General features: G+C 39.4%; 23 protein-coding genes and 1 tRNA gene. 1 reads left to right on the top strand and 23 read right to left on the bottom strand.

Features of this window, described 5'->3' with window-relative positions:
* Nucleotide 1: 1 nt before the first annotated feature.
* The 18 genes from E2L03_RS04645 to E2L03_RS04725 all read right to left on the bottom strand — a co-directional run bounded on the left by E2L03_RS04645 (nt 2) and on the right by E2L03_RS04725 (nt 19,018).
* Nucleotides 2-1,447, bottom strand: coding sequence for a spore germination protein (locus E2L03_RS04645; RefSeq protein WP_051667585.1), 1,446 nt, complete (start codon nt 1,445-1,447; stop codon nt 2-4).
* Nucleotides 1,431-2,534 (bottom strand): endospore germination permease, encoded by a 1,104-nt coding sequence (locus E2L03_RS04650; RefSeq protein ID WP_051667586.1) that lies wholly within the window; start codon nt 2,532-2,534, stop codon nt 1,431-1,433. The genes E2L03_RS04645 and E2L03_RS04650 overlap by 17 nt, the downstream gene beginning before the upstream one ends.
* A gap of 105 nt (nt 2,535-2,639) precedes the next feature.
* Nucleotides 2,640-4,007, bottom strand: coding sequence for a GntP family permease (locus E2L03_RS04655; protein WP_038482162.1), 1,368 nt, complete (start codon nt 4,005-4,007; stop codon nt 2,640-2,642).
* 85 nt (nt 4,008-4,092) lie between these two features.
* Entirely contained in the window at nt 4,093-5,091 is a 999-nt protein-coding gene (gene pdxA, locus E2L03_RS04660; RefSeq protein ID WP_038482164.1) for a 4-hydroxythreonine-4-phosphate dehydrogenase PdxA, read from the bottom strand.
* Complete coding sequence (locus tag E2L03_RS04665) at nt 5,091-6,389, bottom strand: four-carbon acid sugar kinase family protein (RefSeq protein WP_134258631.1); 1,299 nt, start codon at nt 6,387-6,389, stop codon at nt 5,091-5,093. Before E2L03_RS04665 ends, pdxA begins: the two co-directional genes overlap by 1 nt.
* Nucleotides 6,390-6,409: 20 nt before the next feature.
* On the bottom strand, nt 6,410-7,171 hold the full coding sequence (locus E2L03_RS04670; RefSeq protein ID WP_134258632.1) for a DeoR/GlpR family DNA-binding transcription regulator: 762 nt from the start codon (nt 7,169-7,171) through the stop codon (nt 6,410-6,412).
* 460 nt (nt 7,172-7,631) lie between these two features.
* Nucleotides 7,632-7,704: transfer RNA gene (locus E2L03_RS04675), tRNA-Ala, on the bottom strand.
* 200 nt (nt 7,705-7,904) lie between these two features.
* Complete coding sequence (locus tag E2L03_RS04680; protein WP_038482319.1) at nt 7,905-9,209, bottom strand: TRAP transporter large permease; 1,305 nt, start codon at nt 9,207-9,209, stop codon at nt 7,905-7,907.
* 13 nt (nt 9,210-9,222) lie between these two features.
* Nucleotides 9,223-9,756, bottom strand: coding sequence for a TRAP transporter small permease (locus tag E2L03_RS04685; protein ID WP_051667598.1), 534 nt, complete (start codon nt 9,754-9,756; stop codon nt 9,223-9,225).
* A gap of 29 nt (nt 9,757-9,785) precedes the next feature.
* Entirely contained in the window at nt 9,786-10,787 is a 1,002-nt protein-coding gene (locus tag E2L03_RS04690; RefSeq protein WP_134258633.1) for a TRAP transporter substrate-binding protein, read from the bottom strand.
* A gap of 388 nt (nt 10,788-11,175) precedes the next feature.
* Nucleotides 11,176-12,273: a Gfo/Idh/MocA family protein gene (locus E2L03_RS04695; protein ID WP_038482322.1), complete on the bottom strand. Its 1,098-nt coding sequence runs from the start codon at nt 12,271-12,273 to the stop codon at nt 11,176-11,178.
* A 39-nt stretch (nt 12,274-12,312) separates the two neighbouring features.
* Nucleotides 12,313-13,473 (bottom strand): Gfo/Idh/MocA family protein, encoded by a 1,161-nt coding sequence (locus E2L03_RS04700; RefSeq protein ID WP_134258634.1) that lies wholly within the window; start codon nt 13,471-13,473, stop codon nt 12,313-12,315.
* Between the two features lie 159 nt (nt 13,474-13,632).
* Entirely contained in the window at nt 13,633-14,316 is a 684-nt protein-coding gene (locus E2L03_RS04705; protein WP_038482327.1) for a GntR family transcriptional regulator, read from the bottom strand.
* A gap of 175 nt (nt 14,317-14,491) precedes the next feature.
* Nucleotides 14,492-14,653: a hypothetical protein gene (locus E2L03_RS20215; RefSeq protein ID WP_166740182.1), complete on the bottom strand. Its 162-nt coding sequence runs from the start codon at nt 14,651-14,653 to the stop codon at nt 14,492-14,494.
* A gap of 61 nt (nt 14,654-14,714) precedes the next feature.
* Entirely contained in the window at nt 14,715-15,131 is a 417-nt protein-coding gene (locus tag E2L03_RS04710) for a YugN-like family protein (RefSeq protein WP_055737470.1), read from the bottom strand.
* Nucleotides 15,132-15,229: 98 nt separating this feature from the next.
* Nucleotides 15,230-16,576, bottom strand: a complete 1,347-nt coding sequence (locus tag E2L03_RS04715; RefSeq protein ID WP_038482332.1) for a glucose-6-phosphate isomerase — start codon at nt 16,574-16,576, stop codon at nt 15,230-15,232.
* Nucleotides 16,577-16,642: 66 nt separating this feature from the next.
* Complete coding sequence (gene ddlA, locus E2L03_RS04720; protein WP_055737472.1) at nt 16,643-17,746, bottom strand: D-alanine--D-alanine ligase; 1,104 nt, start codon at nt 17,744-17,746, stop codon at nt 16,643-16,645.
* Nucleotides 17,747-17,854: 108 nt separating this feature from the next.
* A complete protein-coding gene (locus tag E2L03_RS04725) occupies nt 17,855-19,018 on the bottom strand; it encodes an iron-containing alcohol dehydrogenase (RefSeq protein ID WP_038482338.1) in 1,164 nt (387 codons plus the stop codon).
* 171 nt (nt 19,019-19,189) lie between these two features.
* Between E2L03_RS04725 and E2L03_RS04730 the strand changes: the two genes are divergently transcribed.
* Nucleotides 19,190-19,423 carry a DUF378 domain-containing protein gene (locus tag E2L03_RS04730; RefSeq protein ID WP_038482341.1) on the top strand — a complete coding sequence of 78 codons (234 nt, stop codon included), beginning with the start codon at nt 19,190-19,192 and terminating at the stop codon, nt 19,421-19,423.
* A gap of 29 nt (nt 19,424-19,452) precedes the next feature.
* On the opposite strand, the gene yugI is transcribed toward E2L03_RS04730, so the two are convergent.
* From yugI to E2L03_RS04755, 5 genes are all read right to left on the bottom strand, one after another.
* A complete protein-coding gene (gene yugI, locus E2L03_RS04735; protein ID WP_035397581.1) occupies nt 19,453-19,866 on the bottom strand; it encodes a S1 domain-containing post-transcriptional regulator GSP13 in 414 nt (137 codons plus the stop codon).
* A 79-nt stretch (nt 19,867-19,945) separates the two neighbouring features.
* The gene (locus E2L03_RS04740) at nt 19,946-21,079 is read right to left on the bottom strand and encodes a DEAD/DEAH box helicase (RefSeq protein WP_134258635.1); all 1,134 of its coding nucleotides are present in this window, start codon (nt 21,077-21,079) and stop codon (nt 19,946-19,948) included.
* 14 nt (nt 21,080-21,093) lie between these two features.
* Nucleotides 21,094-21,873, bottom strand: coding sequence for a hydroxyethylthiazole kinase (gene thiM / locus E2L03_RS04745; RefSeq protein ID WP_134258636.1), 780 nt, complete (start codon nt 21,871-21,873; stop codon nt 21,094-21,096).
* Between the two features lie 27 nt (nt 21,874-21,900).
* The gene (locus tag E2L03_RS04750; protein ID WP_055737474.1) at nt 21,901-23,094 is read right to left on the bottom strand and encodes an aminotransferase; all 1,194 of its coding nucleotides are present in this window, start codon (nt 23,092-23,094) and stop codon (nt 21,901-21,903) included.
* A complete protein-coding gene (locus tag E2L03_RS04755) occupies nt 23,094-23,591 on the bottom strand; it encodes an Lrp/AsnC family transcriptional regulator (protein ID WP_038482354.1) in 498 nt (165 codons plus the stop codon). Before E2L03_RS04755 ends, E2L03_RS04750 begins: the two co-directional genes overlap by 1 nt.
* Nucleotides 23,592-23,681: the final 90 nt, after the last annotated feature.

Here is a 23,681-nt window from a genome sequence, read left to right on the forward strand (position 1 = left end):
ATTACCTCCTCCTTGTTGAGTCAATCGTCTTTAATGTTTCTGCTCTTCGCTTACGCCATTTCCATGGTTTTACTAGGACAGATGACAAAAAGTCCTTTTTATTAAAAGGGGATAAAGGCGATAGATAAGGCATACCAAAAGATTCTAAACTAGCTAAATGAACAATAATCGAAATGAGCGCAATACAAAAGCCAAACATCCCTAAAAAGGCTGATAAACTAAGCACGTATATACGAATGATGGAGACGGTTCCTGATAAAACTTGGCTTGTAATGGCAAATGTGGAGACAACCGTTAACCCAACAACAACGAGCATAGTAGGTGACGTTAGACCTGCACGAATGGCTGCATCTCCAATAATAAGACCTCCTACCACAGCTAACGTTTGTCCTACGGATTTCGGTAATGTCGTGCCTGCTTCTCTAAATAATTCGAACAACACAATCATGAGAAAGATTTCCATAACTGAGGAGAGAGGTAAACCAAGTCTTGATACATAAATTGTTGCTAAGAAAGGAAGCGGAAGCTGATCAACGTGAAACGTGTTTAATGCGATCCAAAATCCTGGTAGAAGGAGTGAAAGTATTAAACCCGTCATTCGTAACAAGCGTTGAAATGCAACAGAAAGATAGGAATTATGAAGGTCTTCTGCTGTTTTTAGAAGAAACATTAAATTTACAGGTGCAATAACAGCTCCTGGTGAACCGTCAACAAGGACTGCAAAGCGACCATTCTCTAAACAAGAAGACACAAAATCAGGCCTACTTGAAAAAACGGTAAGAGGAAAAAACGTAAACTTTGTATTGCTTAACCTTTCTTCTATTTCAGCTAAACTTAGAACAGAATCCGTATCAATTGACTGAATTTGAGATCGGACGTCTTTTAATACTTCTTTACGTGCAATATCTTCCATATAAAGAAGCGATAGTTGGACTTGCCCTCTTTTTCCCACTATAAACGTTTCATTTACTAAGGCACTTGTACGTAGTCGCTTTCGAACAAGGGCTATATTCTCTTCAACATCTTCTGTAAAACCATCCCTTGGACCACGAAATGAAATCTCTGTATTTGATTCTTCTGGCTTTCTTTTAGGAAACTGAGGCAATTCTATTTGCGTGAGCAAATTATTCTTCTGATCGTAAAAAAGGACAAAGCCAGAAAATATGTTCCTTATAATCTCTTCTTCACTAGCGTCCTCACTGATTTTACTTGCTTGAAGGCGATGAAGTGATGATGAATGATTAAAAAAGGATGAGTTGCTTTGATGATACAATTCATACATTAGAGGAATGGTCACGGTGTTTAATGTTTTCACATCAACGATTGAATGGCAATACACCATCTCCACCGTTTCTTCTTTAAATGGGAGTTGCTCACTAACAATATCATCGCTTGTCTCAATCTTCTTTAGAATGGACTGATAAATGTGCTTAGAAGGATACGCCATCTGGATTTCTCCTTTTCTTAGGTTTTTTCACTTTTTTAAAGCTGACTAACCAAAGCCAAAGCAGCGTTAGAAACGTAAATAAGAGGGAGAAAGGCATATAAAATCGACTGAGATAGACAGAAAATATCGGTTCATCTAAAGGAATAAATAAGGCTAACCACAATAAGAGGCAAAGTGTCATAATGGTAATAAATCGAGCCTTTGGAGATGACTTTCCTAATAAGTCTGCAGCTACGTACAAGCCTATCGCTTGTCTCGTAAATGCACCTGCTAACCATTGAAAAATCGAAAAAAAGTCAAGTCTTGTTAAGTATTTCCCTAACTCTAATATTCTCCATTGTGAAAAGGCTGGGTACTTCATGCGCTGTGCCTCTTCAATTCCAAAGATTGTTATGGCTCCTACTAGTGGACCTAGTGCAAGCCCAAACAATAAAAAAGCAACTATATATAAATGAGATTTCTTTAACTTCGTACGAGCGTGATGTTGAATAAACAGTATAAAGATTAGTTCAGCAAAACCACATGTGGCTAAAAAAGCACTTGCTAACATTTCCCAATACCCATTTTCAAAAACAGGTAGTAAGAGTGTATAATCTTTTTCTTTTATGTTTCCGATCCCAACTAAAAATCCAAAAGAAACAACAATCGGTAGCAGGATCCCTGCTGTAAATGCAATAGTGCGAATGCCATAAAAAGCAGCAATGCCACAAAGTAATAGGTAAGGAAGTGCTAAAACAGGATTCGGTGTTAACAGTAAGTATGTACTTGTTGTCCAACTAATCGTTGAATAAAGGGTTGCATAACTAAAAACGGTTAAATAAAGAAATAACCAAGATCTAAATAAAAGAGCGTATACACTAGAAGAGCGAGCGCTCACAAAGTCGACAATATGCTCTTGCTTTGTTCGTTTATTAATAAAAACAATAACCGGTACCCAAATTAATAAGAATATCGCTGAGAAGAGTACACCTACCCACGAATCTTTTTCACCAAACTGCAAAAGAATGGGCATCATGATAACGTGATTCATTAATCCACTTGAGAGCAATATGACTGGGAACAGCTGAAACATCGTAACAGATCGCAATTCTTTCACCTCATTTTTGGCGTGTACCGTTATCATTCCAGAGTTGAATGAATTTATTCAACTACAAAAAAGCCCGCATTCATAAAAGAATGCGAGCTTTTCCTTCTAAAAGAAGAAGTCAGCAATGATAAGCATAATTAGTGAAACAAACCAAGCGATTGTTGTTGGAACAGACCAGACAAGAATTTGTTCTTTTGCTTGCTTAATGCCAATTGTTCGGTTTACCACCCAGAATAGACTATCATTAAAATAAGAGAAAAACAGCGAGCCTAACGCGGCTGCTTGAGCCGCCAATATCATATTAACATCCATTCCCGCTAAAATAGGGGCTGTTATCGATGCCGCTGTAATCATTGCAACGGTTCCACTACCCTGAATAAAACGAACGAGTGTTGCCACTACGAAAGGTAATAAAATCGCCGGAATTCCTGTATTTACGACAATTTCTGCAATATGGTCGCCAACGCCCGTTGAACGAAGGACAAAGCCTAATGCGCCACCTGCTCCAGTCACAAGTAACACGATACCTGCTTGCTTAATCCCTTCCTCCATACGATCGAGTGCTTCCGAACGCTGAACGTGTCCAAACAATCCATAAATGGCTAGTAATACACCAATTCCTACTGCAATAACAGGTGACCCAAAGAACTGTACATATTCAACCCACATGCCACTTACATCCATTGCGGCAGTCGTTGTGTTTAAAAAGATTAAGAACACAGGAACAAAAATCGGTAAAGCCGACCGTAACAATGACGGTAAGTCTTTGTTTTCTTTTTCGTCAATCCAATCTTCAATTGTTACTTCTTTTTCAGGACGAATCCAATCCATTCCATCTTCACTTGGAATTTGGTAAATGCGTTTTCCTAACCATTTCGCGTAGAGCACCATTGCAATAACAATTGGAATGGCAAACAGCATACCTGTAATAATCATCCAACCAATATCAATATCAAAGATTCCAGCTACGCCTAATGGACCGGGTGTCGGAGGAACCGCACTGTGAATAACAACCGCACCACCAGCTAATGCAACCGCAAGCGTTACGATAGAGCGCCCTGTTTTCTTTGATAACGCTTTCGCAAGTGGACTTAAAATGATGAATGCCGAGTCTACAAAAATGGGGATAGACACAATATAGCCAGTCAGAGCCATAGCCCATTCTTCTTTTCGTCTTCCTAGCCACTTTACGACAGTATAAGCTAACCGTTCAGCAGCTCCTGAAACTTCTAAAATACGTCCCATCATAACACCAAAACCGATGACAATCGCGATGGAGCCTAACGTATTTCCAAAACCTTGTGTGATGGCGTCTACAACGGCAGTTGGTGTCATGCCGCCAACTAATCCAGTGATCGATGCCGCAATAATGAGTGCTAAAAACACGTGAACCTTTGTTTTTACGACTAAAAAGATTAAAACGATAATTGCAATGACAAGACCTAGTATCATTTGTGTACCAGATACGTCCATTTTTCTGTCCTCCAATACGCGTAAGCGCTTTAATTGTTCCTAAACTATGTGAAGGGCTTTTATAGCCCTTCACGATTACTCTTCTTTATTTCCCTACAAAATGTGGTGCGTATTTAGCAGCTAATTTAATGGATTCTTCCATAGAAACTGAGCTTGCGATACCTTGTCCTGCAATATCAAAAGCTGTTCCATGATCAACCGATGTTCTTAGGAACGGTAGACCGTTTGTAATGGAGATTGTACGGTGGAAGTCTGTCATTTTTGCTGCAATGTGCCCTTGATCATGATAAAGAGAAAGAACTGCATCATAACGTCCATTTAAGGCTTGGAAGAATACAGAGTCAGCCGGTACCGGTCCAACCGCATCAATACCGCTTTCTTTCGCAAGCTCAATTCCAGGTTTAATCTCATCCATTTCTTCAGTTCCGAAAAGACCATTTTCTCCGCTATGTGGGTTCAATCCCGCTACAGCAAACTTTCGGTTCTCAACACCTAACTGCTGAAGCGCAGCATCACAACGAACAAGATAATCGTGTACGCGTTCCTTTGTCATTTGCCCAATTGCATCTTTCAAAGATAAGTGACGAGTTAAGAAAAAGATTCGCATATTACGTACTTCGAACATCGTTAACGGGTCATCAATGTTCGCAATACCAGCTAACATTTCAGTATGCCCAATGTAAGGAACCTTTGCTGCTTTTAACGATTCTTTGTTAATAGGCGCTGTTGCCATTGCTTGGGCTTCATTAGATTGGCACAATTCAGCAGCATGCTTAATGTATTGAAAAGCAGCCTCTCCATTCGCTGCATTCACTTGACCAAACTCATATTCCGGTAAGTCAGGAAAGTCAATAATATCCACTGTACCGAACTCGCCTTTTGCTTCACTCGGCTTTTCAATCTTATTTAATGTGAAATCAACTTCTTTTACCGAAAATAAGTTTTCTAAGACTCTAGCATTCCCTATAACAACTGGCGTGCATAGATCATAAATCTCTTTTTTATTTAAAGAACCAAGAGTAATCTCTGGTCCAATTCCTGCTGGGTCTCCCATTGTAATGGCAATAACTGGTTTCATTCTCATCATCCTCCTATTTTTGTTGCTGCTTGATCAATAAACTTTACACATTCATAAATGGCTTTTTTATCGCCAATTAATCCACCTTTAGTCACGACAGGCAATCCATCGAAATAGCCACCATCAAAAGTGCCATATGCAGCTAACGGCATCACTTCATCTTTCAAAGCAATCCCATTTGCGCGTCCTAGAGCACAAACCGAAGCCGTTACATCTCCGCCACTTGTAAAGCAACCTGCGTATGACATCTGCTCTTGAGTAAGCAATTTTCGGCTAATTGTTGCTAGCCCATCAGTAATACGCTTAGCGAGGGCATCTGCACTTTTTCCTTCTACAAGTGCCTTTTCTTTTAAAGGAACAAGCTTTTGCCCGCTTTTGTGAGTTGTTACAATCAGAATTCGGTCTACCTTCGATTGCTCTAGTGCCGCATGTGTTGCGCGTTCTACTTCTTCATCCCAAGTCTCGGTGTAACTCGCAAGCTTTTCTGGATCAACATAAACAGGTGTTGATCCTGTTTTGTCGATTAAATAGGCCAACTGTTCTCCAGTTAAACTTGTAGCGCTCCCTACGGAAACGAGAATTGTGCCATTTTGCTGTTCTTTTTGAACCATTGCCCGCGCGTAATTCGCCGTTAACGGTCCCGGGTCTGCACAAAGAATGGTTCTTTTTAATAACGTCAATGCGTTAGCCACTTTTTCAACCTGCTCGGTCGTCATCGCATCAACAACCATCACTCGTTTACCTTTGTCTATTTCCAATTGTAAGCTGTTACAAATGTCTGATTCCGCTTTCATTACTGTACTTAAAGGTACGAAACCAACTTGATGCATCGTTTGTTCAGCAAGCAAATCTGGTATAAAAGATTCGGTAATGGGAGCAATTGGATCTTTTGACACATAGGTTTCTTGCAACGGCACACCGTCTAATAAGAGATACCCACCTGCCATTGTCCTACCTGATTCCGGAAATGACGGCATCACGATACTAATTGCATCTTTCGGCATTAATGCAAGCATTTCATCAATCTCGATACCAATGTTTCCACGAAATGTGCTATCAATTCGCTTCGTAAAAATATCCGCTCCCCATGCTAGCAACTCGTTCATTGCTCGACTCACACGTTGTTTTGCGATTGGTTGATCAATATAACGACTATCGGTATCCATTACCACAGCATCAAAATAACTATTAGCTGGCAAGCTTGCACTATGAACAATCGTCGTCGCTTGAAAACCTTGCTTTACTAGCTTGACGCCAGATGCATTAGCCCCGGTTAAATCATCTGCGATTACGCCAACCTTCATCTCGCTCAAACCCCTTTCTTCTACTCTACTAAGTCAACTTGAATGACAGTTTCATGATAGTACTCCAGCCCGTTCAATGACTGATCTTTATCTGTGATAATGCCTTCTACTTTATTAAGCTCACTCACATGTGCAAATGACTTCTGTTCAAACTTACTTGAATCACAAAGCAACCACGTCTCTCGTGCCGCTTCAATCATTAATTGCTTCATTCTTGCTTTTTCTAGCGTCGGTGCCATAATGCCTGACACTGCATGTACCGCATGAGCACCGAGTAAGAACAAATCAACGTGGATGGATTCGATTAACGCTTGTGCTTGACTACCGTAAAGAGCGCCAACATCAGGCTGTACTTCACCACCGGTCACAATGCACGTTACGGAAGAATGAACGAGTTCAGCCGCAATCTTAATATCATTTGTCACCACCGTTAAATCCGCTCGGTCTTTTATTAATCGCGCTACTTCAAGTGTAGTCGTACCTGAATCCAAAAGAATGGTTGAGTTTGGTGCGATTAGTGCAATTGCTTTTTGGGCTATTTTTCTTTTTGCTTGCAGTTGTTCTACTTCTTTTCTGGCATATGGTGTTTCTCGAATTAACGCTTTTTGAGGTACCGCTCCACCAGGTGTACGAATAACTTGATTCTCCGCCTCTAACTGTGTTAAATCTCTCCGAATCGTCATTTGCGACACTTGAAGCTGTTCTGCAAGCTCGTCTATTTCTACTTTTCCTTGTTCATCAACAAATTGTTTTATAAATGCTTTTCTTTCTTTTGCTTTCATGTTTATTTATAACACCTTTCATTGTTAATTTAAAACATATTTCGACATATGTCAACATAATTATGTTTATTTTTATCAATATCATGTGATTTATTTTCAAATAAGTCGTTACAATGTTTATTTTTATCAATTTAAGTATAGCAGAGAACAGAACGAATATCATAAGTGCATACAAAAAAGTACTTTCCATTAAGAAAGTACTTTTTTAACATGGGGCCTAGGAGGCTCGAACCTCGCCATATTATTTTTTTAGGAATAATTGGTGTCAAAGTATACGAATTACTTCCACTAGGACTGACTATAAATCCCAGTCTGTTTTCCCAACACTTACATTGTTACGAGTATGATACGTAAATCTTCTCTACTAGTGTTAATAGTAAAGGGATGCTAAATTTCTCCTATCTTTCTTTAGACAAAAAAACACCTATATCAGTGCTTTTCTTGTCTATCTTCAATTCGATGGAGCCTAGGGGGCTCGAACCCCTGACCTCTTCGCTGCCAGCGAAGCGCTCTCCCAGCTGAGCTAAGGCCCCTTGTTTAGTATGTTAAAGTCTCTCATTTTATTCCTTAGCGATTATAGCATGCTGTAACCTGTTGTTGCAATAGATTAAAAACAAGAAAGGCAGTCTAACACTTTCAAAAAGCGCTTGCTGCCTATGTCTTGTCCATACCAACTCTATTAAGTAAGTAAGCTTTTATTTTCTGTATTCCTCCTGCTATCTATTTTGTCCCGTTATAATAAGTTAAAGAGCTTAGGTATCACTAGCGTAATAGAGGGAATATAAACGACTAAAAATAGTGCGGCCACGAGCGCAACGAAGAAGTAGCTCAATGGTTTGATCACTTCTTCAATTGAGACTTTTCCCACGCTACAGCCTATAAATAAAACACTCCCTACTGGAGGTGTCATAGCGCCTATAGCCAAATTAAAAACCATCATAATGCCAAAATGAACAGGGTCCACCCCTAATTGCACGACAATCGGTAAGAAAATTGGTGTAAAAATTAATATAGCTGGTGTGAGATCCATGAAAATACCGACAATTAACAACAGAATCATCATGATAAACAACACTATATAGCGATTATCAGACACACTTAATAAACCACTGCTAATCGCATCTGGCATGCCTGTTAATGCCATTGCCCATGACATAATAGATGATACCGCAACTAAAAATAAAACTATTCCTGTCATTACGATTGTTTCGCCAAAGATCTTTGGAAGATGCGCCCACGTTAAGGAGCGATAGATGAGTGATAGAATAAGAGAGTAGAAAACGGCTACTGCTGCACCTTCTGTAGCAGTAAATATACCACCTACAATGCCTCCAATTACGATTATAATTAAAAGTAAGCTAGGGATAGATTGTAAAACAATCCGGTTTGCTTCTTTCAACCCAATTTTTTCGGAAATGGTATATTGATTCTTCTTAGAAATGAAGTATGCTACGATCATAACAGTTAATCCCATTAAAATTCCTGGTAGATATCCAGCCATAAATAATGCTGAAACCGAGGTTCCACCACTAACAAGCGAATAAAGAATTAAAACGCCACTAGGTGGAATGAGAATACCTACTGGTGAAGATGTTATGTTAACAGCTGCGGAGAACCCTTTATGATACCCCTCTTTCGCTTGTAAAGGAGCCATCACGCTTCCGATAGCTGCCGCAGAAGCGACTGCAGACCCAGAAATAGAGCCAAATAATATATTTCCAACGACATTTGTATGCGCAAGTGAGCCAGGCAGCCTTCCTGCTATTAACTTCGCTAAATTAATTAATCTCAATGCGATACCACCGTTATTCATAATACTCCCAGACATAATAAAAAAGACAATTGCTAAAAGCGCAAAACTGTTCATCCCTGAGAATAGACGTTGCGCACTCGTATAGAGTATAACGTCTAGTGGTGTCGCTACCATAACAGATATAACAGATGAAAGACCAATGCTTATGGAAATGGGAACACCTAAAGCAAGAAACAAGAAAAATGTTCCAAAAAGAAGTATGACTGCTACTACTGCTATATCCATTTATAGATGCCCCCTACGATTTACTTATCCGTGTCTGTTTAGGCGTATTTATCTCTTCACCTGACGAATGATGCTGCCCATGCCTTTCCAATACGTTTAATAATTGATAGACAATGATTAACACACCTGTTAGTGGAAGAATGGCATAAACATAACCCATTGGAATCTCAAGAATGGCAGAAGTTTGAGTAATGGTTTGAGTAACAAGGCTATAGCCACCTTTAACTAAAACCGCTCCAGCAAAAATAATGACACTAAAGTCAATGAATACATCGACTGCTTTTCTCTTAACTCCAGTTAGTTTCGATTTTAAGAATACAATTGCTAATTGTTCTTTTGAACCGAATGCATAGGCAGCACCTAACATGGCTGCCCATATAAGAAGAAAGCGAGAAAGTTCTTCTGTTATAATACTTGGAGAACCTAACACATATCTGCTAACAATTTGCCATAATGCACTACAAACTAAAATCACGATGAACAGTGAAGCAACCATCATAATGGAACGGTTTAAACATACTTTAATCGTTTTGACCGTTGAAAGCATCTATATTCACACCTCTCTTCTTCTCACCTTCAGCGACTATCATTAAACGCATCTAATAGTGTTGCAAGATCTTTATCTTTACGATATTCTTCGTATAATGGGCTAGCCGCTTCGCGAAATGGCTCTTTTTCTGGGTAATAAAATTCGACTCCTGCATTCTTTGCTTCTTCGATCGCAACTTCTACCGCTTCAGCCCAAATCTCTTTTTGATAGTCAGTTGACTCTTCAGCAGCATCTTTTAATAGGTTCTGTTCTTCTTCTGTTAAATCGTTCCACACATGGCTGCCCATCACAACAACATCTGGAATACGAGTATGTTCATCAAATGAAAATGCTTTCGCTACCTCACCATGTTTTCCCGTAGTTAATGCAGTTGGATTACTTTCAGCACCGTCAATGACGCCAGATTGCAAAGCAGTGTAAATTTCACCGTACGGCATTGGTGTAGCTGCTCCGCCTAATGCTCTTAACATCTCGATTTGAGTACGACTATCTATGACACGAATTTTTAGTCCTTTTAAATCATCCGGATGCAAAATTGGTTTGTCTGCTGTATAAAAATTACGCGAGCCCGAATCAAACCACGTTAGTCCAATAAACCCTTTGTCTTTAGTTGACATGAATAAATCATTCACTGCCTCTGAATCCATTGATTGAAAATAATGTGCCTCATCATCGAATAAATACGGTAAACTAAAGATCGAATACTGTGGCGCAAAACTTTCAAGAGAGGCTGCGCTAACTTTTGTAATGTCCAATCCTCCACCCTGAATTTGCTCCAACATTTCACGTTCATTGCCTAAAACACCGTTAGAAAACATGTCTACTACAACCTTACCACCCGAACGTTCTTTTACTATGTCTGCAAATTTTGTTAATGCTAGGTGAACCGGATGATCCTTTCCTAAATCATGACCTAACTTTAATACTTTCACATCGTCTGCTGTCTGTATTTCATCTGATGTGCCTTTTCCTTGTTCACACGCAGCTAACGTGAGAAGCAAACAGCCAATCATTAAAATCTTTTTCAATCATCTTCCTCCTTAGCCGTCATTTTTGCAGTAATGATCCTTTTTACCTTGATCCAATCGCATCGCTCCTTTGTGAACGACTAGAACGAAGTATGGAGAGATGAACCATACAAGTAACACAGAGACGTTCGATAAGCTCATTTTCAACACTTCTTACACATACAGGGGCTTGGGTCAATATACTGTTTTCCATTTATAGGACCACAAGAAATTGTTAAAGTGGCTCAGCCGAATTCGAACATGTCTGCTTCAACTTTTTTGCTAGTTTCGGGATCAGTATGAACTTACAACTTGTCCTTAATGAAAACACTGCTCCCATCTTTATTAGTGCAATTTTTTCATCAATCGATAACACTTCATTCACCGCAAGACCTTTATCTTTCCTTCTTTATTTGGAAGTGATGCGACTCGCTTCTTCCACTCGGATCGCCATATCTTGCGCTTCAATACAAAGTTCCGCAGCTTTAAAAGCATGCTCCTGCGTCATCGCCTTTTCCGTTCCGTTCAAACAATCCAGAATAAATTCTCCGAAAAACGGATACCCAACTTTTCCATGACAGGCGTAATGCTTTTCCCCTTCATGATTAACTAAATAGACATGATCACCACTATCCTGTTGAGCAATATTAATATACTTACGGACCTCGATATAACCATCCGTTCCTAGTATCGTGACCCGTCCATCTCCCCAAGTTCCTAAACCATCAGGTGTTAACCAGTCCACTCTAAAATAGAAAGTAGCACCATTGTCAGCAAGAAGCGTTGCATCTCCAAAATCCTCGAAGCTCGGATAATCTTTGAAACGATAGTTCGCTACCTTACTATGAAGTACTTTCGCATCCTTTGCCCCTGTATAATGAAGGAACTGTTCAATTTGATGACTGCCAATATCACATAGAATGCCTCCTACATGCTCTCGTTCAAAGAACCAATCTGGTCTGATCGATGGGTTTGCACGATGTGGTCCTGTTCCAATAACCTGTACAACTCTGCCTATCGCACCTTCTTCGATTAACTGACCCGCAAAAACAGCACCTTCTACATGAAGACGTTCACTATAGTAAATTCCCCAACGTAAACCCGTTTCTTCTGTTTTTGCTTTTGCTTTCTCTACTTGTTCTTTAGTGGTAAAGGCTGGTTTATCAACAAAATAATGCTTTCCATGATCAAGCACTTTTAACCCTAACTCACAACGCATTGACGGGATACTCGCACCTGCAATTAATTTAATAGAGGGGTTGGTTAATAGATCTTCTTCTGATTTTGAGACTTCAGCTTGAGGAAACGTCTCAATAAAAGCTTTTACTTTTTCCATATCTGGATCATAAACAGCTACAAGCTCTCCCCCTGCTTCTAACAAGCCATTGCACATCGCATAAATATGCCCATGGTCTAAACCAATGGCCGCAAAAGTAAATTCTCCTTCATTGACGACCCGATTGACTTTGCCTTTCGGCGCATAATTCATTCCGTCCTTTTTATCCATGTCTAACGCCTCCCATTTATCAAAAATACAAAAAAATAGTTACGACGATTCGTAGTTTCCACCAGTCGTGATTTCATTCACTTCAAAGTTTTCAATACTCGCTTTTTTCTCATAAAAATGAGTCGCCTTTTCAACGATACCTTCTCTTGAATAAAACGGGCTTGTATTATCTAAAGGAAGTTTAACTGTTTTTCCTAAGCTTGCTGATTCAAAAATAGCCGTAATTAACTCAAGGGTTTGCCTACCATCATATCCATTTACTAGCACGTCCTTTTTCCCTTCAATCGCTTGCAATACGTCCTCTATTTGTCCTGCATGGCCTTCATGTATTAAATCCTCTTTTGAATCGTAAGCTGCTTGTAATTGTTGCTCTAACACTGGATCTTCCAAAGGAAATCCATTATCAAGAGAAGTTGATGCCTTTAGTCTCCACGGAACGGAAACACGCGCATGCTTTCCTTGAAAAATAAGCTGCTGTTCTTCTCCGTGGTGCACAACTGAACTTGTAATTTGTGCTAAACTTCCACTTTCATAACGTGCAATCGCGATAGATAGATCCTCTACTTCAGCGTTATCGTGGGCAACATTGCTCATCATAGCGGTAATTTCCGTAGGCAGACCATTCATCCATCGAAAAATATCAATATGATGGACAGCGTGGTTTAATGTACAACCACCCCCTTCTTTCTCCCAAGTTCCTCTCCACCACAAATCATAATAACTATGGCCTCTCCACCAAAAGGAATCTACTTGTGTATGTAAAATCGGACCCATTAACTTCGTCTCTAATACATGCTTTAATTTCATCATTGGTGAGGTGAAACGATTTTGGGCAACAACTGATAAAATTTTACCTGATCTGCTAGCAGCTTCATTCATCACATCACATTCTTTTAAAGAAGAAGCCATTGGTTTTTCAACGATTACATGTTTGCCTTCGTTGAGCGCTTTAACTGCAATATCCGCATGTGTATATGGTGGAGTGCAGATCGAAACAAGGTCAACATTCTCTTGTCTAAGCAATTCTTTATAGTCACTGTAAATGGCTACATCTAGATTCCAGTCGTTCGCAGTCTGTTTCGCTTTTTCTGGATATATATCGCAAAAAGCTACAATCTTACATCTGTCATTAAATTCTAAATAGCCATTTATATGAGATGGACATATAGCCCCAGTTCCTATAATCGCAACGTTGATCATACTCATCTTCCTTTCGCATTTAAGATTCAACCTTTATAACCGATTCCATAGTTTCGCTCTTTCTAAATTGAATAAAACCAGCATGATCAATCATTTGAAACAAACGAATGTTATAAACAACATATGTTAGCGCTTTCAAATGACTTTAAAATAGAAATTCTAATAAAAATATTCAGGATTTTTCATTTTTAATTCTTTTGATTCGATAAAAACAAGCTTCATGTGTTTTTCCATAATCACTTCCGCTTGATCTGGTTTTTGCTCAACAATGCATTGATAAATATCCTTATGTTGTCCGAGAATTACTTTGAAATCATGGATTTTCACTAGCCTAAGCATTCTCAGCCTATCGAAATGACTGTTCATTTTCCTAATATGATTCCATGTTCTTTTCTTATTACAGACTTCAAACAACAATTCATGAAATGCTTCATCTAATTGAAAGAATTGATTATGTGAGCCTTTCTTTAAGCATAGCTCTTGCATCATTAAATTGCTTTCTAGCTTAAATAACTGACTGTCATCAATTGTTGTACATACCTCTCTAACAATAGCTTTTTCAATTTGTTCTCTAACAAAACGACCTTCTTCAACTAAATCTAAATCAACTTTCGAAACAATCGTTCCTTTTTGCGGAATAATAATTAGCAATTCTTCCTGTGCAAGCTGCAAGAAAGCTTCTCTAACAGGTGTACGACTTACGCTAATCTCTTCAGCAACTTCTTTTTCAGATATTTTTGTGCCTGGTTTTAAGTCCCAATCAATGATTCGTTCTTTTAAATAGTGATAGGCAAAATCGCGAGTAGATCCCTTTACCTCTAAGTCGATGCGAATATGAGTCACCTCCTACACTCTACTTATACTAGTATGGTAGTTCTACAAGAATTGTAGAACTACCACACGATTGTTGTCAAGAGATTATGTTTAATTTTTTCAACTAATCTCATTACACTATTTTTTACGACAATTCTTTAACTTGTAGCACCACTCTATGTATAGCCCATTCAGCTAAAATTATTTATGATAATAATACCCCGATTCCATACCATAATATACCTGCCACTATGCCGACAAATCCCGCTTGGATGACGACTTCTCCTGTTAATTTCTTTGTTTTTACAACATCCAAAATCATCCAACCGAAAAAAACTGCTATTGCAAGAACGATAGCATCTACCATAATAATCCCTCCAACTTCTGATTTTACTTTAGCAAGAAGCTAGAGGGACTGCAACAGCTATCTAGATGTGAAACGTCTGCTCGACTTCCTCCAGTAAATTTTTTGCGGTGTTTACGTACTTTTCATCCACTTCTCCGTCTTTATCAATAGGACGTTGGAATTGATTAATGAGCCCGTCTACCGCTGGAGGTACATAGCCACCAATGCCTTCATCCGTATTTCCATCTTGATAAACATGATTTAACAAATAAGGTTTTCCTAATTTAAAGACTGCACCACTTGATCCCACTTCTCCTTCTACAGCAGTAAATGGGAGTCGTAAAAACGTATATCCGCCTTCTTCAGAAAGCTTGTAATCATAATAACCATGGTCATAATCCCAATTTCCACCTAGATCATAGCCAAGGGGAGTTAGTAGCGACTCTAATTCTTTTGCCTTTACGACTTTTCCTTCAATTTTTGATGAAAGCTCAATCATTCTTATCGCCCCTAAACGTTTTATTGATAGTGTGTGAGGCTACGTGGAACTTATACATAAAAAAAAGTACGGATGACAATTCATCCGTACTTCACCTTTTAAAGACGCTTTTCAAGCTCTTCTTTTTCTTTTTCAAATCCTGGTTTGCCAAGTAACGCAAACATATTCTTCTTGTATGCTTCTACGCCTGGTTGATCAAATGGATTAACTCCCATCAAATATCCACTCACTGCAACTGCCTTTTCAAAGAAATACACGAGGTAACCAAACGTATATTCATCTAGTTTTGGAATGGACACAATTAGATTTGGTACTCCACCATCTGTATGGGCGAGCATCGTACCTTTAAACGCTTGCTTGTTCACAAAATCCATCGTTTCTCCAGCAAGATAATTTAATCCATCCAAGTCTTGATCTGCTTTTTCAATTTCAATATGCTTGTCCACTTGCTCCACATGAAGAACCGTTTCAAACAAGTCTCTGCGTCCATCTTGTACGTATTGACCCATTGAATGAAGATCTGTGGAGAAGTCTACTGATGCAGGATAAATTCCTTTTTGATCCTTGCCTTCACTTTCGCCAAATAGTTGCTTCCACCATTCGGAAACAAAGTGAAGCTGGGGCTCATAGTTCACCATTAGCTCAATGGTTTTGCCTTTATTGTAAAGAACATTACGAACGGCTGCGTATTGATATGCTTCATTTTCTTCTAATGTCGGTGACGCATACGCATCTCTAGCTTCTTGAGCACCTTTCATCATTTGCTCAATATCTAGACCAGATACAGCAATAGGCAATAAACCCACTGCTGTTAAAACAGAGAAACGTCCGCCAACATCGTCTGGAATAACAAACGACTCGTAGCCTTCTTCATTTGCAAGCGTCTTAAGCGCACCTTTCTCTTTATCTGTTGTAGCATAAATACGCGTGCGCGCTTCTTCTTTTCCGTATTTCTTTTCTAAGAAGTCTCGGAAGATACGAAAGGCAATGGCTGGCTCCGTCGTTGTTCCTGATTTAGAAATAACATTAACGGAAACATCCTTGCCTTCAAGTAAGTCGAACAAGTCGCGAATATACGTTGAACTAATATTTTGACCAACAAAAATGACTTGTGGTGCGTTCCGTTGTTCGTTGGATAACACATTAAAAAACGAATGGTTTAATGCTTCAATTGCTGCTCGTGCACCTAAGTATGAGCCGCCGATTCCTGCCACAATGAGCACATCTGAATCTTGGCGAATTTTCTTTGCTGCTGTTTGTATACGTGCAAATTCCTCTTTATCATAATCGACCGGTAAGTCAATCCATCCCAAAAAGTCATTTCCTGCTCCTGTTTTTTCGTGAAGGGCTTGATGTGCTGTTGTTACTTGGTCTTGCAATTGCTTCATCTCATGCTCTCCGAAAAAGGAAAGTGCCTTACTGTAATCAAATTGAATATGTGCCATAAAAAAGAGCCTCCTTCTATTCGGTACTTCATTAATGTACCGAAAGGAGGCCAAAAACACAAGTCATCAGCGCTCAAATACTGAACTCTTCAGTAGTTTGTCTTGCTCGTGTCGTTCAATGGCTAAATCAATTAACGTTGAAATTAAATCTTGATAGGATAAACCGCTCTCTTCCCAAAGCTTTGGATACATACTGATTTTTGTAAATCCTGGTAATGTATTAATTTCGTTAATAATTACGTCGTTTTGGTTTGTTAAAAAGACATCCACTCTTGCTAATCCTTCACAATTTAGTGCTTGGTATGCACGTATGGCGATGTCTTTAATGGTTTTACTTACTTCATCGCTTAAATCAGCAGGAATAGCTAATTTGGCGCCGTCTTCGTTAATGTATTTTGCATCGTATGAATAAAAGCCATCTTGAGGTAAAATTTCACCACAAACACTTGCTTTAGGGTAATGATTCCCTAAAACGGCACATTCAATTTCTCGACCAACAACAGCCGCTTCAATTAAAATCTTGTGATCATAGGAATAAGCCAATTCAATTGCCTCGTTAAATTCTTTTTCATTCGATGCTTTACTTACACCAACTGAAGACCCTTGATTGGCCGGTTTAATAAAAACAGGCATTCCAAGGTTTTTTTCAATGGTTTTAAAGTCAATTTGATCTTTTGTAGCGCGTGTAAAGCTAACACCATTAGCAACATGTAAACCTGCTACTTGAAGCAGTTTTTTTGCAACGTCCTTATCCATACTAACAGCAGAGCCTAATACATTTGAACCAACAAAGGGTAAATTTGCTAATCGCATCATGCCTTGTAAGGATCCGTCTTCTCCAAGAGTACCATGGACGATTGGGAAAATAACATCTAGTTGTCCTAAGGCTGTATTTTGATCAACTGGCTGAAGTTGATTGGACTCTTTACCAGGCATAAAGGATATGCCTTGATTAGATTTATTAAGCTCGATTAGAGCGGGATTATGTTCATTCAGTAAAAAGTTCGTGGCTTCATTTAAATGCCATTGCCCTTGTTTATCAATACCAATAAGTGTTACATCAAAACGCTCTTTATCAATGGCGTCTACGATGTTTTTTGCTGACTGAAGCGATACTTCATGCTCAGCTGATTTTCCACCGAATATAATTCCTACACGTGTTTTTGCCAAACCCTTCACTCTCCTTCCCGTTTATTATACACGGAAAAGGCTTGTTACAGAATGAGAAAAACGTAATGAAAAAAGACAGTCCCTTTTGGACTGTCTTTGCAACATACATTAAAGTGCTTGTTTTAAAATTTCTAGTGCTTCCGGGCGACCAATTTTATGATAGTTCCCAAAAATACCGTTCGCACTTGCAATATCCGCCATTTCATCAAGTTGATCTTCTGTAATATTGTACTCGCTTAATGTCGTAGGTGCACCTAAAGCTGTCCAGAAAGAAGCAAGTTTATTAATGCCTTCTAAAGCGACATCACGATCTTCTTTTCCAGAACGATCAACACCAAATACCCGTTGTGCTAATTGAGCACCTCTTTCTGGGTTTACATCAACACTATGTCTCATCCAGTGAGGGAATAGTATAGCTAGACCGCCAGCATGTGGAATATCCGAAACGGCTGAAACGGCATGTTCTAAGTTATGAGATCCCCAGTCACCCCGAGCACCCATTTGCGTAATTCCATTAAGTGCCATCGTACCACTGTAAAGAATGGTTTCCCTTAAATCAACATCGTCAAGATTGTCTAGTAAATCTGGCGCTGCCTCTATAACAGTGGTCAAAATTGATTCACAAATACGATCCTGTAACGGTGTGTTTTCTGCAGGGTGAAAATACGCTTCTAGAACGTGCGTCATCATATCGACTATACCGTATACCGTTTGATCTTTTGGAACCGACACTGTGTTTTCCGGATCTAGAATAGAGAAGTTCGGAAATGTAAAAATACAGCCCCAGCCGATCTTTTGGTGGGTTTCCCAATTTGTAATAACAGAACCAGAGTTCATTTCAGATCCTGTAGCTGCCAACGTTAAGATCGTTCCAAAAGGCAAAGCATCTTCAGCAAGCTCTTTTTTGGTAATAATGTCCCAAATGTCTCCATCATAACGAGCACCTACTGCAATCGCCTTCGTGGCATCAATGACACTTCCACCACCTACAGCTAAAATAAAGCCAATAGCGTGTTCTTTGCATAAATCAATTCCTTTTTGCACCGTTGTTAAACGAGGATTTGGTTCAACACCTGCTAGCTCCGTTACATTGCAGCCTGCATATTCCAACTGCTGTCTTACCTTGTCATACAAGCCATTATTTTTAATGCTGCCACCACCGTAAACAAGTAGCACATTTCGATCATAGACAACAAGCTCATCTGCTAAGCTTTCTGTTTTTCCTTGTCCAAAAATTAATTTTGTTGGGTTATAAAACGTAAAAGCGTCCATTAAGGAGCCTCCTTTTTCATTTATCCATATCTATGGTAGCGTGTTTTTATCATTTCCGCAAAGACAATGCTTCATTATTGGCAGACATCACCTAACATAAACACGCCCATTCTATCCCATTCTAAGAGGAGCACATCATTACTGTGCACAATCATTAGGAGGTGAAATCGAATGAGCGGGATTCAAAAAACAGCTTTAGTATTAGCCATTATTGGTGCCATTAACTGGGGACTAATTGGATTCTTCCGTTTTGACCTTGTAGCTTTTATTTTCAATGGTCAAGCATCAATCATTTCTCGACTTATTTACGCTTTAGTTGGATTAGCAGGTCTTTACGCTATTTCCATTTTATTAAAGCCTAAAGAAGAATTAGGCAGAGACCATGAAGTCGAGCCACAACGATAAAAACAGCTAGTTTTCACTAGCTGTTTTTTTTATTTCTTCGCGCGCTTATTTAAATCTGCTTGAATTTCATTAGACTGCTTTAACCATTCTTTTAACTTATCTTCTAATGTATTAAAGCCTTGCTGTTTCTGTTGAGGAGCTTGAGGTTTACGCGCTCCACCGCCAGTATTAGCACGTGGTTTCGCTTGTGGACGAGCAGGCGCCTCTTGCGTTGCACGGATTGATAAAGAAATCTTTCCAGATTCTTGATCTACTGACATCACTTTGACTTTAACTTCGTCTCCTACTGTTAATACATCTGCAATATCTTTCACATAACCGTGAGCAACTTCAGATATATGAACAAGTCCTTGTTTTTTTTCATCGATCGCAACAAAGGCACCGAACGGCTTGATTCCCGTTACTTTCCCTTCGATAATGCTACCTTCTTCGTAATTAGACATTAAACACAACTCCTAAACAATGATTTAACCTTTTAATTTTACCATAGGTTTCGCTATAGCGCAAAGTCTGATCAAGTGTTTATTGTGTGATCAAGGCCCCATTTTGTAAAATAGCGTCTGTAATCGTAATCGCTAACCGTTTTTCATATTTCTCTTTTAAATACAGTTCTTGCTCATTAAACAAAGAAATCACTTTCCCTGCTTCATTCACTCTACCTGTTCGACCTGCCCGATGAAGATAGCTTTCAACAGAACGAGTGGCATTTAATTGGATAATGTGGGTAACTTTTTCAACGTCAATTCCTCTTGCCGCCACATCTGTTGCTACTAACAGTGTGGCTGTACCGTTTTTAAATTGAGAAATGGCTTGTTCCCGCTCTATTTTTGTCTGTTCAGACGATAGACCGACAGCTTGAATTTTGCGGTACCGTAGTTTATCGACGGTTTCCACTAAACGTTCTAACTGATTCACAAACACAATGCCTTTTGTCACTTGTTCAGCATGAATAATTTTTCGAACTGTATCAACTCGATCACGCTCTTCAATCGTAAGCGCTACATGTTCGATTTGTTCTGGTAATGTAGACGTATTCTCTTCAATCTTTTCCACTTTAGGAGAAAATACTTTTAGTCGATCTTCTAAGCCTTTCGGAATCGTTGCTGATGCAAATAACCCTTGTACATCGTAACCAAGACGCTTCCCTAACTCTTCTACATCTTTCCACGATTCTTGTTCTTCCACTAATCGATCGACTTCATCAAGCACATATAGGCGCACATTGGTTAGTTTCAGTTTCTTTAAACGAACAAGCTCCATTAATCTTCCTGGTGTTCCAACAGCAATATGCGGCTTACTTTTCTTTAGTTTTTCAACTTGACGATTTATATTCGCTCCACCTATAAACGCCATTGATGTGATGTCTGTATTGGTTGTTACTTCTTTAATAACCGTTTCAATCTGGACAGCAAGTTCTTGAGATGGAGCGACAATTATCCCTTGTATCGTTTGTTCTTTTGCAGCGATCGCAGAAAGTAATGGCAGTACGTAAGCCAGCGTTTTTCCTGAGCCTGTCTGCGACCGAAACATTAAGCTATCGCCTTGAATGGCTCGAGGGATAACAATATCCTGTATAGGTGTTGGTTCCTCAATTCCTTTCTTTACTAAATTGGCTCCTATTTCTTCTGGTAGATCTATCGTTAATTGTTTAATCATACTTAACTCCTCTTTTATAGCCATTCCATTCGGTAAAACGATTCTGCTTCTTCTTCTGATAACGTGCTTAAAGCATCTAAAAATTCCAACTGAAAAGAAGCAACGCCTCGATCACTTGCTTTTGCATAGGCACGTTCTGCGGCGACCCCATAATAAGCAAGACCTTCTGCTGCCGCTTTAATCTTGTCGTCCCTATTTATAGCTAAATAAGCCGCCAGGACACCACCTAATAAACATCCGGTTCCGACTACACGTGTTAACCACTCATGCCCGTTTTTTATCGTAACCGTACGGGACCCATCCGTCACAACATCTTGCTCACCTGTTACAACGATCAGTGTCTTTAATTCCTTTGCTGCACGTTTTGCGAGGACAACCGGGTCTGTTTTAATTTGTGCATCGACCCCTTTAACAGTCCCCACCTCTCCTAAAATCGCTGCTATTTCTCCTGCATTTCCCCTAATAAGAGTAATATCCACGTGCTGTAAAATCCGAGCAATCATTTCATTTCGAAACGATGTCGCTCCAGCACCAACAGGATCAAGAATAACATGTGTACCTTTTTTATTCGCTGCTTGACCAGCATGAATCATTGATTCAACAACAGTTTCAGACGGCGTGCCAATATTTAACAGAAGTGCATCTGCCGCTTCTGCCATTTCATGTGTCTCTTCTTTTGCGTAAGCCATTACTGGAGAAGCACCGATAGCAAGAAGTCCATTGGCAGTGAAATTTGTTACAACTAGGTTTGTCATACAATGTATTAATGGGTTTTGTTGTCGAAGTGTACTCATATATTACGATCCTTTCTAAAAAAAACTTTATGTTCTCTTTTGCCAGTCATGTTTTTTCAGAAAACGTCCAATCCGATTAAGAGCCTCTTCTAAATTCTTTAGCGATGTAGCGTATGAACAGCGAATATGCCCTTCACCACCTTCACCAAATACAGCACCAGGAACCACAGCTACCCGTTCTTCTAAAAGTAGCTTTTCCGCAAACGCTTCAGAAGATAAGCCAGTATGTTTTATGGATGGAAATGCATAAAAAGCACCACTCGGTTTATGACACGGCAAGCCAATCTCATTAGCGGTTTTCACAAAATAGTTCCGTCTCTGTTGATAGGACAATTTCATTTTCTCTACATCTTCCATACCGTGTAGTAATGCCTCTAACGCTCCATACTGTGCCATCGTCGGCGCGCACATTAAGCTATATTGGTGAATTTTGAGCATAGCTTGCAGTAGATCAGGAGGCGCAAGAACAAAACCAAGTCTCCATCCTGTCATTGCGAATGCTTTTGAAAACCCATTGATCACAATCGTTTGCTCTTTCATACCTGGTAATTCTGAAAAGCATGTGTGCTCATCGTCGTATGATAGTTCAGAGTAAATCTCATCTGAAAATACAAGTAAGTTATGCTTCTGAATGATTGCAGCAATTTGTTCTAACTTTCTTCTATTTAAGGAAGCACCAGTCGGGTTATTCGGGTAACAAATCATAATGGCCTTCGTTTTTTCGGTGATTACTTTTTCAATATCAGCAGGATTCACTTCAAAATGATTTTCTGCGTTCGTTCCTACCGGGATAGGAACTCCACCAGCAAGGGTTACGAGCGGCGCATAAGAGACAAACGTCGGTTCCACAATAATGACTTCATCACCAGGGTCTAAAATCGCTCTCATCCCAATATCAATGGCTTCACTTGCACCAACCGTTACAAGAATTTCTTCTTCTGGGTTATAGTGAACACGATAACGCTGTTCCATATAATGCGAAATCGCCTGTCGAAGTTCCGGTAGGCCAGCGTTTGCTGTATAAGCGGTAAATCCTCTTTCCAAGGAGGAAATGCTTGCTTCACGTACATTCCATGGCGTGACAAAATCAGGTTCACCAACGCCTAGGGAAATAATATTGTCCATTTTAGATGCCAAATCAAAAAAACGTCGAATGCCTGAAGGCTGGATACTTGATGCCTTTTGTGATAAGCGCTCTTTTTTTATAACAGTATGTTTCATTACGGTGTCACCACAATTCTACGGTCTTCTTCAGGTTCTTTAAAGATGACGCCATCATGTTTGTAGGTTTTCAACTGAAAGTGCGTTGTGGTTGATAAAACCGAATCAATTGTAGACAAGCGTTCTGAAACAAAACGAGCCGTTTCTTGCATAGTCTTTCCTTCCACAACGACTGATAAGTCATAGGCTCCTGACATTAAATAAAGGGCCTTCACTTCTGGAAAGCGATAAATTCGCTCAGCAACTTCATCAAATCCGACGCCTCGTTTAGGCGCGACTTTCACATCAATCATCGCTGTGACTGCTTCTTGGACAGGAAGCTTTGCCCAATTTACAACTGCCGAGTAACTTAAAATTACGTTATTGTTTTCTAATTCTTCAATGTACGAATCGACTTCTTTCGCAGTCAAATCAACCATCTTTGCGATTTTCTCTGAATCGATTCGACCATTTGCTTCTATAATTTGCAAAATCTCAATTGATTTTTTATCAAACATAGCCATCTCTCCTCGCCAAATCCTTCTCCTAAAGAGTAATTATACATTGTTTGTTTATCCTAATCATAACACAGGAATTTCCCAATCTCT

The sequence above is a fragment of the Shouchella oshimensis genome (assembly GCF_004375095.1).
In the GTDB taxonomy this organism is placed as follows: domain Bacteria; phylum Bacillota; class Bacilli; order Bacillales; family Bacillaceae_D; genus Shouchella; species Shouchella oshimensis.

Coding starts and splice junctions, on each gene's coding strand:
- E2L03_RS04755 (WP_038482354.1), bottom strand. CDS start 23,591: ATGTTTGATAAAAAATCAATTGAGATTTTGCAAATTATAGAAGCAAAT.
- E2L03_RS04665 (WP_134258631.1), bottom strand. CDS start 6,389: ATGAAGGTTGGCGTAATCGCAGATGATTTAACCGGGGCTAATGCATCT.
- E2L03_RS04710 (WP_055737470.1), bottom strand. CDS start 15,131: ATGATTGAGCTTTCATCAAAAATTGAAGGAAAAGTCGTAAAGGCAAAA.
- E2L03_RS04670 (WP_134258632.1), bottom strand. CDS start 7,171: ATGAAAGCAAAAGAAAGAAAAGCATTTATAAAACAATTTGTTGATGAA.
- E2L03_RS04655 (WP_038482162.1), bottom strand. CDS start 4,007: ATGGACGTATCTGGTACACAAATGATACTAGGTCTTGTCATTGCAATT.
- E2L03_RS04750 (WP_055737474.1), bottom strand. CDS start 23,094: ATGAAACATACTGTTATAAAAAAAGAGCGCTTATCACAAAAGGCATCA.
- yugI (WP_035397581.1), bottom strand. CDS start 19,866: ATGTCTAATTACGAAGAAGGTAGCATTATCGAAGGGAAAGTAACGGGA.
- E2L03_RS04730 (WP_038482341.1), top strand. CDS start 19,190: ATGAGCGGGATTCAAAAAACAGCTTTAGTATTAGCCATTATTGGTGCC.
- pdxA (WP_038482164.1), bottom strand. CDS start 5,091: ATGAGAATGAAACCAGTTATTGCCATTACAATGGGAGACCCAGCAGGA.
- E2L03_RS04680 (WP_038482319.1), bottom strand. CDS start 9,209: ATGGATATAGCAGTAGTAGCAGTCATACTTCTTTTTGGAACATTTTTC.
- E2L03_RS04700 (WP_134258634.1), bottom strand. CDS start 13,473: ATGATCAACGTTGCGATTATAGGAACTGGGGCTATATGTCCATCTCAT.
- E2L03_RS04740 (WP_134258635.1), bottom strand. CDS start 21,079: ATGATTAAACAATTAACGATAGATCTACCAGAAGAAATAGGAGCCAAT.
- E2L03_RS20215 (WP_166740182.1), bottom strand. CDS start 14,653: ATGGTAGATGCTATCGTTCTTGCAATAGCAGTTTTTTTCGGTTGGATG.
- thiM (WP_134258636.1), bottom strand. CDS start 21,873: ATGAGTACACTTCGACAACAAAACCCATTAATACATTGTATGACAAAC.
- E2L03_RS04725 (WP_038482338.1), bottom strand. CDS start 19,018: ATGGACGCTTTTACGTTTTATAACCCAACAAAATTAATTTTTGGACAA.
- E2L03_RS04695 (WP_038482322.1), bottom strand. CDS start 12,273: ATGGATAAAAAGGACGGAATGAATTATGCGCCGAAAGGCAAAGTCAAT.
- E2L03_RS04645 (WP_051667585.1), bottom strand. CDS start 1,447: ATGGCGTATCCTTCTAAGCACATTTATCAGTCCATTCTAAAGAAGATT.
- E2L03_RS04685 (WP_051667598.1), bottom strand. CDS start 9,756: ATGCTTTCAACGGTCAAAACGATTAAAGTATGTTTAAACCGTTCCATT.
- E2L03_RS04715 (WP_038482332.1), bottom strand. CDS start 16,576: ATGGCACATATTCAATTTGATTACAGTAAGGCACTTTCCTTTTTCGGA.